Raw genomic sequence first — 12,218 nt, forward strand, 5'->3', positions numbered from 1 at the left:
TTGCTGCCTAAAAGGTGGCCCGGATGCCTGATTATCGGGTATCCGGGGAGGATTAAGGGGGCATTGGGTAGAATTAGTGGATATTTGAAACGAAAACAGCCGAAAATCTTTGTTTAGGTTTCGGCTGTTGGGGGAAAAGGAATTTTGCAAAGGTCTCAATGTCTTAAGCGCAGGCAAAAAACTGCGGGCAAAAAAACGCCTCCTGCCGGGAGCTGGCGGAGGCTATCCAAGGAGTTTTAAAAAGTAACCCTAAAGAACTAGGAAACTAGTCAGAAAGAACTATATTACTAATCTGAACGGTTTGCAAGCTCGTTGAGTGGTTTTAAATTAACTTTACGTCTGAACAAGGCTTGGCTTTCGGGTTGGTGGCTGATACCGATGACGAGGGTGTCGGGTAAGGCACGTTTGAGGGTTTGCATCAGCGCCAATGCGGATTCGCCATCGAGCTGGTTGGTGGCTTCGTCGAGGAACAGGATTTGCGGTTTGTGCAGCAGCGCGCGGGCGAGGCTGAGGCGTTGCTGTTCGCCGCCGGAGAGGATGCCGTGCCATTCGTATGGTTCGTCTAAATTATCTTTCAGTCGTCCTAGCCCGACTTGTTCCAAGGTCGTCTGAATGATTTGGTCGTCTTGGCAGGCGGGGTGGGGATAGCTGACGGTGTGGCGCAGGGTGTCGGCGGGGAGGTAGGGACGTTGGGGCAGGAAGAGGAGGCTGCCGTCGAGGGCGAAGCTGCCTTGATAATACGGCCACAAGCCTGCGAGGGCGCGCAGCAGGGTGGATTTGCCGATACCGCTTCTGCCTTCGAGCAATACCCATTCGGGGGCGTGGGCTTCGAGGTTGATGTCGGTGAGCAGGGGGCTGCCGGTTTGGGTGTGGACGGTGAGGTTTTGCAGGACGAGGATGCCGCTTTGACGGCGGTTGTTTAAAGTCAGGGCGGGTGCTGGGCGGGCGGCGCTTCTGCCTTCTTGTTCTACTTGTTCCAATGCCGTCTGAAAACCGGAGAGGCGTTCGACAACTGCCGCCCATTCGATGAGGCGGCGGTAGGAATCTGTAAACCAGCCGAAGCTGTCTTGGACGCGGGCAAACGATGTACGGGTCTGCATCATGTCGCCGAAGGTCATGGTTTTGGCGAGGTACATGGGCAGGGTGGCGAGGATGGGGATGAAGATGCTGATGCGCACATAGGTCGCCCAGAAGGTTTCTTGGCGAAATTCGCAGTTGGTGAGCCGCCGCCAGTTGTCGCGGATGCGGAGGTAACGTTGTTTCAGACGGCCTGTTTCGGCTTCGCCGCCGTTGTAGAAGGCGATTTGTTCGGCGTGGTCGCGCACGCGCAGGAGGGCGGCGCGGTAGTCGGCTTCGCGGTGCTGGCGGTCGATGTTGAGGTTTTTGAGTTTGCGGCCGACGAGGTGGGCAATCAGGGTGCTGATGACGGAATAAATCAAGGCAACCCAAACAAGGTAGCCGTAAACGTTAATGCTGTATCCGCCGATGTTGAAAGTCTGTACGCCGGAGAGCGTCCACAGTACGGTAACAAACGCGCTGAATTTGGCAATATTATTGATGAAGGAGCGAAAGAGGCTGATGCTTTTGTCGGTAAGCAGGTAGATGTCTTCGGCGATACGTTGGTCGGGGTTGTCCGGTTCGCCCGTCAGGCGCAGGCGGTAGTGTTTGTGGCCTTCGAGCCAGTCTTTTTGAAATTGCTCGGTCAGATGGGTGCGCCAACGGAAGATGAGGCGTTTTTGCAGCCAGTCGGCACAAACGATACAGCCGATAACCATCGCCATATAGCCGAGGTATTCGACGATGAGCGCGGGCATGGATGCGCCGTCAAATGCGGCCAGCGCGTCGTAGAAGCGTTTGTCCCATGCGGCAATCCAAACGCTGATGGTGATGGAGAATAGGGTAAACCCTATCAAAACGGCGAGCATCAGCCATTGGAGGCGGCCGTGTGCCCCTGACCAAAAAGGGCGGGCAAGGTAAAAGAATTTTTTGAGTGTTTTCATAATGCTTGTGAATGCGTGCGAATGGCCGTCTGAAAGTGAAATTGTACTTTCAGACGGCCTTTTTATCAGCAATAGTTGGTTTATGCTTTTAAAAAATGAGCGGTCAACCCGTGCTTGCTATGCTGCTATTTACATTTTCCATTTTAGGCTGAACACGGCATTGCGCGGTTCGCCGTAGAAGTTGCCGCTGTTGGCGGCACGGCTGTATTGGTTTTCGTAGTAGCGTTTGTCGGTCAGGTTGTTGACCGCTAGCCCCAGTTGCAGGTTTTTGCTTGGGCGGTATTGGACGTTGGTATTCCAAACCGTATAGCCGCCTTGCTTGATGGAGCCGTAGGAATTGGCGGTTTTGCTGCTGCTCTTTAAGCCCAGCCCGACCGTCCATTTGCCGTCATCAACCGGCAGGATATAGCTGGTGTAGAGACGGAACATATGTTTCGGCGTATGGCTGCTGAAGTTGTAGCCTTTTCGGCGCGATTCGACATTATCGCCGACGCTGTTGCGGTTGGTGCTGCGGTTGAAGGTGTAGCCTGCGTAAACCTGCCAACGGTCGGTCAGGCTGCCGGAAATTTCAGCGTCCAAACCGCGGCTGCTTTGATCCAGCGGTTCCCAATAAGGATGTGGCTTGGCATTGACGCGTTGGTTGTTGTTGTCTTTGTCGGTGCGGTAGAGGGCGACGGAAGTATTCAGACGGCCTTCGTTCCATTCGCCTTTCCATCCGATTTCGTAGTTGCGTCCCATAATCGGCGGCAGCAGGTTGTCGTTGTAGTCGCGGTTCATTGTTTGTTTGAAGATGGATGTGTAGGCGGCGTAAACGCTTTGTTTAGGCGTGATGTCGTAAGTGATGCCGGCATAGGGGATGAAGCGGTTGCGTTTGAGCGCGTAATATGTGCCTTCCGAGCTGTCTTTAAGGTTTCTGTCCCAATAGAGGTTGCGGTGCCAGTTGGTATAGCGTCCGCCGACGATGACGTGCAGTTTGTCGGTAGGATTGATGCGCGCGCCCAAACCGAAGGCGTGGGTGCGGTAGCTGCCGTTGCCGCCGCGTGACTTGGCGGTATCGGCATCCCAATCGGGTTTGGCTTTTTCGCTGCCGTTGAACGCATCCGCGTTATAGGTGCTGTTGTCGTCGAACCAGCGGTTGCCCGTGTTCATCTTCTCTCTGGAATAGCTGTGCATGAAGAAGAGGTCGTGGCTTTGGCCGAAGGCGAAGATGCGGCCGGTCAGGTTGTTTTGGAAAGTAAACTGGCGGCTGTCCGTGTCGTAACGGTCGAAGCTGTAAGTTTTGCCCAAACCGTCCACACCTATGCCGTTGCCCGTACCGCCCAGCGTGTAATATTCTTTTGAATTGTCGCTTTTGCGCCAGTCCAGCTTGCTGCTCAGTTTCCAGTTGTCGTTGAAATAATGTTCAAACTCGGCAAAGAGGTTGTGTTTTTTCAGACGAGCTTCGTTCCAATCTGCGCCGAGATAGCGGCTGCGTTTCCATTCTTTGCCGTCTGTGCGCATGGGCAGGCCGTCGGGGTCGGGCGTTTTGGTTTGGTTGAGATAACTCGCGCCCCAAGAGAGCTTGCCGTTGTCGCCGATGTCTTTGTCCATCACGCCGTAAAGCAGGATGTCGCGTCCGCCGGATTGGTCTTTGAAGGTTTTGTTGCTGCCAATCGAGCCGACAAAGCGCCCGCGCAGGCCGTGTTCCGGACTTAAAGCACCCGACGCGTCAAACGTGCCGCCCACTTTGCCCCATGTGTTGACCGTCAAATCGGCGGAAAGCTGGCGTTTGGAGGTCGGTTTCTTACGGACGGCGTTAATCGTGCCGCCCGGTTCGTTGTTTGCCTGCGTCAGCCCGGCTGCGCCGCGTACCACTTCGATGCGGTCGTACATCGCTATATCGGTTACGCTGGTCGGGTCGCCGGACGGACCGCCCAAGCCGAATCCGCCGGGCGAACCGATTTGAGTGGCAATGCCGTCTTCTTCAAGTTGCTCGATAAAATAGCCGCGCGACATGAAATGCGTGCGCCCGCCGCTTTTGAAGACGTTGACGCCCGTAGCATTCTGCAACGCGCCTTCGAGGCTGGCCACGCCTTGGTCTTCAAGTTGTTTTTTGGTGATGACGCTGACGGATTGGGGAATTTCCCTTGGAGACAGTACCAATCCCGTAGTCGAACGCATCGCGGATACGGTGTAGCTGTTTTGATTTTCGGTACGTAGGCTGCGGTTTTTGCCGACCACATTGACCTGCTTTAATTCGACCTGCTGCACTTCTTCTGCGGCGTGAACGGCTTGCGGCAGCGCGGCAAGGCAGAGCGCCAAGGTGCTGAGTTTGAAAAGTTTCTCTTTGTTTGTATTGTTCATTTGATTGATCCCGGATAAAGCTGTTGTCGTAAAATGTTTATTTTTATTTGATATTTATAACCATAAAAACTATAAATATTCAAAGTATTAGGTTTTTCAGACGACCTGCGTCAGAGAAAACGAATAAAATTCATCAAATCCTTTCAGATAAAAAAATGTTGCCGCCGGGCGGAGTACCCAATGGCAACTACTTATCCAAGGTTGCAAAGATAGATATAAGGAACTAGCTGAAAAATAGTTATAAAGAACTATACTCTAGCTGTAAAAATTGGCAATCGTTTTTTTCAGACGGCCTCACGCTTCTTCACGCATCTTGCCATAAGTCAAAATTCTGTCCGCAAAAATACCCCCTCTCCCGCTGAATGGGAGAGGGGGCTTTATTTGTGTATCAGTCAGATTTATCTTTGTTTTTTCTGCGGATGAAGGAGAAGGTGGATTGCTGTGTGGCTAGGCAGGTCGTCTGAAAACCGGTCAATGCCTATTCTGCGTCATTATCTTTTGTGTATCCTCTATCCAATGGATTCATTAAGCTAAAGGTCGTCTGAGAACGGTTTTTAGACGACCTTTGGGTTATTTGCGGTTTGGATTGATCCATTGCCATTGTTCGCGCAGGGTGTTTTCGAGGGCTTTTTGTTTTTCCTGCGGGCTGTTGAGGCCGTCGGTCAGGCGGTTGTAGTCGATGGTGATGGATGGGTTTTGTACCGTGCCTCTGATTTTGAGCGGAATGGGTTTGTTTTGCGGGTTCAGGGCATTGCGGATGAGCAGGTCTTCCGATAGCTCTTGGGTGCTGAGGTCGGTGTAGCCGCTGCTGACAACATGCAGGCTGTCGGAAAAGAGTTCGGTGTTGACATGGCGGCTGATGCCTTTGTCGATTTCGCTGTTGAGGACGAAATGGTGGAAAGGGGTTTTGGGCGGCGGGGTTTGGTTGGTGTTGTCTTTGCTGATGATGCCGTTTTTGAGGATGTTGTCCATGTCGATGCCGTGCCATGCGCCTTCGGAGATGTTGAGGGTCAGCATCCCGTTGAGGTTTTTGAGCATTTGCTCGCGGTTGTTGCCTTTGGCGGTCAGGTCGATGACGGCGTTGCCGTTGCCGCTAAAGCTGTGGAAGCCGAACAGGTCTTGCAGCAAGGGTTGGATTTGTACGCTTTCTGCGTTTTGTTGGAGGTGGTAGGAGGGGGGTGTGGTGTTGGCTATGCTGATGCCGCCCTCGGTACGGCCTCCGTAGAGTCCGGCTTTGAAGTTGCTCAGGGTAATATGTTCGTTATTGGCGGTCAGCCGGGTTTCGACGTTGTCCAATTGGAAGCCAGGCGTTTGGATATTGTTGACCTTGATGCTGGCTTCGATATCGGGGGTGTTGGCGTGGTTGAGAAATTTCGGGTAGGGGTCGTCTGAACCGGCTTGAAAGTCTTCCAAGTAGGGGGTGAGGTTGAGTTTTTGCAGGGCGACGCCTGCTTCGAGTCTGGGTTTTTGCTCGGCCTGGGTTTGGTATTTTAAGCTCAAGGCAACGGGTTGGCGGTCGAATGTGCCTTTGAAGCTGCCTTGCCAGTTGCCGGAATCGGTCAGGCTGAAATTTCCGTCAAGCATGCTGATAAAGCGCGGTTGGGGCAGTCGGTTGACGGTGTCCTGCAGGGTGGTAATGCGCACGTTGTCGGATTGTAAACCGGTTTTTTTCTGCCACAACATCGGGCCGCTGATGGTAAAGCTGGTTTGGCGCAGTTGGTTTTTGTATCTGCCGTTGAGCTCGAAGCTGTCAAGAGTAATGACGCTCGGACGCAGATTGGTTTTGTCGAGTTTGAAGGAGCCGTCCCATTGGCTGTCGGGCGAGCCTGCGGTAAAGGCTCCGCTGACGGTATTGAGGTTGAGATGGTTGTCTTTGAAGATGAGCAGGGGCGCTTGGGCGGTCAGGTGGAGGTTGCGTTGAACGCTTTCTGCGCGTAGGTTGATATTGCTGACTTGCAGGGTGTGGTTTTGCGTTTGCCAAGCTAAGGTGCTGGTCATATTGATTTTGACAGTGTCTTGGTCGCGGCGGCTTTGCGCTTCAAAACGCAGCTCGGGAATGCTCCAGTTTGCTGCGTTGGTTTTAAGCAGACCGTTGCCGTTCCATTCGAGGGGAAACTGCGGGTTGCGGATGTTGCCGCCGATTTTGAAACGGCGGCCGTCGGAATCTTCCGAACGGAGGTTGAGGCTGAAGTCTTCGATGGTGTACGGTGTGTTGTCGAGTCTTAGGCGCAGGGTACTGTTTTCTACAACGAGGCGGTTGAGCGTGGCTGTGTTTCGGGGCTGCTGCCAAAGGTCTTGAAGGCTCCATTTGCCGTTTTCGGCGCGTTCGATTGAAACATCTGCGCCTTTAAGCACCCATTTTTCGATGATGGGTGTGTCGTTCCACAGGCTGCTCCAGCCGATTCCGATGTTGGTTTCTTTAATATGGATGGCGGCTTGCGTGCTGTTGGGGTAGGAGATGACGACGTTTTTGAGGGTAAGGGTGGGGCGGGGGAACCAACTGCATTGAATTTCGGGGCTGAAGCGGATGGTGCGTTGGGTTGATTGCAGGGCGGATTGGGTAAGGGTTTCGATGCGTTTGGGTGTGAAGAAGTTGTAAACCGATGCGTACAGTCCGGCAGCGGCAATGATGACCGCTATGAGGCTGAAGATGAGGAATTTCAGCCAGAATTTTCCGGAGTTTGGCAGAAGGTTCATGGGCACAAATAAAGATTAAAGAGTAAGAGTATAACACATGCCCTTGGGATGGTTGGCGCGTCGGGACAGAGGGTTACGAATGGGGCTGAGTGGTGGGATACGGATTTCAGACGACCCGATATCTGACCATGTTGTTTAGATATTAAGGCAGACGGTTGGTGCACATACCTTTGTGTTGAGGTATTGTTTTGATAAAACGTGACTATATAATGCAGGTTCTATTGGTTTGAGGAGGTGTCGATGATTATCGTAATGCGCAAATGGTCGAGCGAGGAGTCTGTTCAACGGGTGGTGGATACGATTCGCAGCCGTGGCTTGCGGGAACATATTTCGCGTGGTGAAGAAAGGACGATTATCGGCGCGCTGGGCGACGAGCGGGTCTTCCATTCCAATGAATTGGCGCGGCTGCCCGATGTGGAGCGCGTGTTCCGGGTTCTGAACGATTGGAAAATCATCAGTCGGGAGGAGCAGCCTGAAGACAGCAAGATTTCGATACGGGGCGTGTTGTTTGGCGGCGAGAAGGTTTTGGATATTACCGTGGATATCAATCGGATTGAGGATGCTGATGCGGGATTTGTCGATCCGTTTTATCTGTCGGCACGGCCTTATGCAGAAATGGACAACGGGAGCGAAAAGGCGAGAATCCAACTGATGCAGCAGGATATTCAGCGGCTTCATGAACAGGGAAAACCGATTTTGGTGCGTATCCGCGATGTGCGTCAGATTGATGAGGCTTTGAAGGCGCAGGCAGACGTTTTGTATCTGGGCGGAGAGCTGATGGGGAATCGGGTCTTGTTGGATGAAGTGGGTCGTCTGAATACGCCGGTAGTGTTGTGTAAAGATAAGCATCATCGGGTTGATGATTGGCTGGCGGCTGCCGAGCACATCGCTTTGCGCGGCAATCACCATATTATCTTGGGCGAGGCGGGGACTTTGAGTTTCGAACCGGAACATGCTTATCGTTTGGATGTGGATGCAATTGTCAGGGTGCGGCAAACCTGTCATCTGCCGGTGATCGCGAACATCACGCGGTTGTGGCACAACGATATGCCGCAACATATCTTGTATCGGTTGGCGCAGGCTGCCGGTGTAAATGGGATTGTCGGTTCCGGGGTGGATTGATATTTCAGTTTTTTGCTGAATTTTGGTATAAAATGCTGTTGTGAGAAGTGGGCGTATATCTGCCTTATGTTGTTATCAATTCTTCAAGGCAGTTTTTGAAGCCGGATAATAGGATTGTAGATATACCCTATCTTTCAGCGGGATCTGTATGGCGTTTGCGATATTTATCGTGCTTAATCAGGCGTCAGGGCTGAGTTATCAAAACTGTAGATAAAAAAAACCATTCATACCAAGGGAGAAGTATGAATGGCCAATACATTGCGGGAAAACGTCTTACTTGCTGCACCGCCCAAAAGGGATAAAAGAGCGGTGTGTGTCAGCAATTTGAATTCTACCAGCATTAGTATTAAATGCTGTTAAGAAGTGAAATCTTTTGAATAAATTGCGCGAAAACTCCGATAGACGTTAATTTATTGAGATAAGCGGTATTAAACCCGTTGAATTTTAAATTTCATATGTCATATTTTTGCAACAACCATTTTGGAAGGTCGTCTGAAAAGCTGTTTTTCAGACGACCTTTTTGTACAAGAGATGTACAGGGATACACGGCAATTGCATTTTCATTCCGTCGGGCGAAATGCTGTTGTTGAGGTTACCCGTCGATTTGTCCGCTGTTGATAGGGAGGAAGTGGGTACAGAACCGCCATTCGTGTACCGCTTGATCATCGATATAGGCGTTCGGTTTGGGTAAAAATGCTTGGAAACATTCCGATATGCCCAATTCTTCTGCGCTGCGACGGGCGTAGTCGGCTCCTCCGCTGCTCCAAAGGTAAAGCATATGTCCGTTTTCATGCAGGCGGCGGACTTGGCGGATGACTTCGGGCATGGGAATGCGCGTACTGCCTACGCTTCTGACAAGGGTGTCGTCCACATCAATGAAAATAACGGAGGGTCTGTTCATCGGTTTGATTGTTTCGAAATGGGTGGATAATTCAAATAGGGTCGTCTGAAACTTTCCCTATTTCATTATGATTGTTTTGTTTAATCTGCCGCTGTATTTGCCGATAAAACCGGTTTACTGGTTCTCCCGTATCCATTTTTCCCAACGTTCGAACAGGGCAGGTTGCAGGGCGGCGATGACGGAGCGTTTGAAGACGTGTTCGCCGCTCCAGAAGTCGTCGCCTTCCAAAGTGGACAGGTTGCCGCCTGCTTCTTCAAAAATCAGAGCGCCGGCGGCGTAGTCCCACAGTTTTTGTCCACCGTGGACGTAAACGTCGTAGCGTCCGCTAGCGAGGTAGCACCAGTCGAGCGTGCTACTGCCCATGCTGCGGATGGTGCCGAAGGGGGCAAGCGTGCTCATGCGGCTGGTGAGTTTGCCGGAACGCAGGTATTTGATTTCGACGCCTGCGATGGCTTCGCTGAGTTTTTTGTCGACGGTGCGCAGGGGGAGTTGCGTGCCGTTGAGGTATGCGCCTTTGCCGCGTTCGGCGTAGAAACATTCGCCGCTGACGGGGTTGTAGATGATGCCGAGTTCGGCGCGGCCGTTTTTGACGAAGGCGACGGAAACGGCGAAATGGGGCAGTCCGTTGACGAAGTTGTTGGTTCCGTCTATGGGGTCGACGACCCATAGCCCGTCGGTATGCGCGTGCAGTTTCCAAAGGGTGGTTTGTTCTTGCACGCTCATTTCTTCGCCGAGCATGGGGCTGTCGATCAACAAGGGCAGGGCGGCGGCGAAGGCGGTTTGGGCGGCAAGGTCGGCTTCGCTGAGCATGGAGCCGTCTTCTTTGCGGTGCGACGGGGTATTCAGGAAGCGCGGCATGACTTCGGTTTGCGCGATGTGCCGGACGACTTTTTGCAATCGGTGTAACACTTTTTGTCCTTGTTTTTGCGGTTGGGGTGCGAAATCGTATAATCGCGTTATTATATCCGTTTTCACTTGAAGAACCATGTCCAGATTTTATCTGCCTGATGCTTTATATGCGGGGCAAGTCGTTGAACTGCCTGATAATGTTGTGCGTCATTTAAATGTTTTGCGCGTGCGCTGCGGGGAAGAGGTCGTTTTGTTTAACGGCAACGGCAAGGCGTTTCCCGCGCGTTTGGATGTTTTGGAGAAACGCCGTGCCTGCGCGGAAGTGTTGCGCGAGGAGGAGGCGGACAACGAATCGCCGCTGAAAATCACGTTGGTGCAGTCGGTGTCGAGCGGCGAACGTATGGATTTTACTTTGCAGAAAAGCGTGGAGCTGGGCGTGGCGGCGATTCAGCCTGTGATCAGCGAACGCTGTGTCGTGCGCCTGAGCGGCGAGAGGGCGGACAAACGGGTGGCGCGTTGGCAGGAAATTGTGGTGTCCGCCTGCGAACAAAGCGGCAGGAATATTGTGCCGGAGGTGCGCCCGCTGCTGCCTTACCGCGAGGCTTTGAAACAGATGTCGTCTGAAACGACCAAGCTGTTGATGAGTTTGAACCGCGCCCAGAGTTTGCGTGCCGTCAAGCCGTTTTCAGACGACCTGATTTTTATGGTGGGGCCGGAAGGCGGCTGGACGGACGAGGAGGAACGATTGGCATTTGAGGCGGGATTCCAGTCGGTAACGCTGGGCAGACGGGTTTTGCGGACGGAAACCGCTTCGCTGGCGGCGATTGCGGCGATGCAGACGCTTTGGGGGGATTTTGTGTAACCGAGGTCGTCTAAAAACGGGATGGGAAGCGTAAATCCCTAGATGGTTTGAAAAGTAAGTTTTATTGAAATCATGGGTTTATATTTGTTTTTCAAGCCATTGCCTGCTTTACCTGTTTTACGCCTTCGCGGCGTTGGGCAATTCATCTGTTTTCGCTTACAATAGCCGATTATCCGAATCAACGCTCAAAGGCCTTCACATGCAATACGCCAAAATTTTAGGTACCGGCAGCTATCTTCCCGCCAACCGCGTCAGCAACGACGATTTGGCGAAAAAAGTCGATACGTCCGACGAGTGGATTACCACCCGTACCGGCATCAAGTTTCGCCATATTGCAGACGAAGGCGAAAAAACCAGCGACCTCGCCGCCGAAGCATCACGCCGCGCGCTGGTTGCAGCGGGTGTCGCTGCCGATGAAATCGATTTAATTATCGTGGCGACCGCTACCCCCGATATGCAGTTCCCGTCCACCGCAACCATTGTTCAACAAAAGCTCGGCATAGAAAACGGCTGCCCCGCATTTGACGTACAGGCGGTCTGCGCGGGCTTTATGTATGCCCTGTCCACCGCCAACGCCTACATCAAAAGCGGCATGGCGAAAAAGGCTTTGGTCATCGGCGCGGAAACGTTCAGCCGCATCGTGGATTGGAACGACCGCACGACCTGCGTTTTGTTTGGCGACGGCGCTGGCGCAGTAGTATTGGGCGCGTCCGACGAAGCAGGCATCATCCACAGCAAACTCAAAGCCGACGGCAACTATCTCGACCTGCTCAATGTACCCGGTCAAATCGCCAACGGGCAAGTTTGCGGTTCGCCTTACGTCAAAATGGACGGGCCGGGCGTGTTTAAATTCGCGGTCAAAATGCTCGCAAAAATCGCCGACGAAGTCATCAGCGAAGCAGGTTATACCCCCGATCAAATCGACTGGCTCGTGCCACACCAAGCCAACAAACGCATTATCGACTCCACCGCCAAACACTTGGGTCTGGACATGGAAAAAGTCATCCTGACCGTACAGGAACACGGCAACACATCCGCCGCTTCCATCCCGCTCGCGCTCGATGTCGGCATTCAAAACGGTCAAATCAAGCGCGGACAAAACCTGCTGCTTGAAGGCATAGGCGGCGGCTTCGCATGGGGCGCGGTGTTGGTTAAATATTGATTTTTTGTCCGTTTAAAACTTAAAAGGTCGTCTGAAACTGCGTTGGTGCGGTTTCAGACGACCTTTTTGATAGGAAAGCCGGGATTCGTATTTTGAGGGATGGGTTAGTTGTTTAAAGTGTAGAAGATTCAGGTTGGTAGTTGAAAAGTATAGTGGATTAACTTTAAACCAGTACGGCGTTGCCTTGCCTTGCCGTACTATCTGTACTGTTTGCTGCTTCGTCGCCTTGTCCTGATTTAAATTTAATCCACTATATGTTATGCAGAGGGGGAAGGGTGCTGT

7 protein-coding genes and 1 pseudogene are annotated in these 12,218 nt (G+C 52.5%); 3 read left to right on the top strand and 5 right to left on the bottom strand.

What is annotated here, in order from left to right; translation table 11 throughout:
* Positions 1-287: 287 nt before the first annotated feature.
* The 3 genes from AAG834_RS09490 to AAG834_RS09500 form a co-directional block, all read right to left on the bottom strand.
* Positions 288-2,000, bottom strand: coding sequence for an ABC transporter ATP-binding protein/permease (locus AAG834_RS09490; RefSeq protein WP_342031977.1), 1,713 nt, complete (start codon positions 1,998-2,000; stop codon positions 288-290).
* 129 nt (positions 2,001-2,129) lie between these two features.
* A complete protein-coding gene (locus AAG834_RS09495; RefSeq protein WP_342031978.1) occupies positions 2,130-4,343 on the bottom strand; it encodes a TonB-dependent siderophore receptor in 2,214 nt (737 codons plus the stop codon).
* Positions 4,344-4,913: 570 nt separating this feature from the next.
* On the bottom strand, positions 4,914-7,040 hold the full coding sequence (locus AAG834_RS09500) for an AsmA family protein (protein ID WP_342031979.1): 2,127 nt from the start codon (positions 7,038-7,040) through the stop codon (positions 4,914-4,916).
* Between the two features lie 240 nt (positions 7,041-7,280).
* On the opposite strand from AAG834_RS09500, the gene AAG834_RS09505 reads away from it, so the two are divergent.
* Complete coding sequence (locus AAG834_RS09505; RefSeq protein ID WP_342031980.1) at positions 7,281-8,162, top strand: chorismate mutase; 882 nt, start codon at positions 7,281-7,283, stop codon at positions 8,160-8,162.
* A 592-nt stretch (positions 8,163-8,754) separates the two neighbouring features.
* Here the strand turns inward: AAG834_RS09505 and AAG834_RS09510 are convergent.
* Positions 8,755-9,087 (bottom strand): annotated as a pseudogene (locus AAG834_RS09510) (DUF705 domain-containing protein); the annotation flags it as partial.
* A 90-nt stretch (positions 9,088-9,177) separates the two neighbouring features.
* The gene (locus AAG834_RS09515; protein ID WP_029609465.1) at positions 9,178-9,972 is read right to left on the bottom strand and encodes an inositol monophosphatase family protein; all 795 of its coding nucleotides are present in this window, start codon (positions 9,970-9,972) and stop codon (positions 9,178-9,180) included.
* A gap of 76 nt (positions 9,973-10,048) precedes the next feature.
* Here AAG834_RS09515 and AAG834_RS09520 point away from each other — a divergent pair, with 76 nt between their 5' ends.
* Complete coding sequence (locus AAG834_RS09520) at positions 10,049-10,774, top strand: 16S rRNA (uracil(1498)-N(3))-methyltransferase (RefSeq protein WP_342031981.1); 726 nt, start codon at positions 10,049-10,051, stop codon at positions 10,772-10,774.
* 199 nt (positions 10,775-10,973) lie between these two features.
* The gene (locus tag AAG834_RS09525) at positions 10,974-11,936 is read left to right on the top strand and encodes a beta-ketoacyl-ACP synthase III (RefSeq protein ID WP_342031982.1); all 963 of its coding nucleotides are present in this window, start codon (positions 10,974-10,976) and stop codon (positions 11,934-11,936) included.
* Positions 11,937-12,218 lie beyond the last annotated feature (282 nt).

It is taken from the genome of Neisseria sp. Marseille-Q2251 (assembly GCF_940793045.1).
Classification (GTDB): domain Bacteria; phylum Pseudomonadota; class Gammaproteobacteria; order Burkholderiales; family Neisseriaceae; genus Neisseria.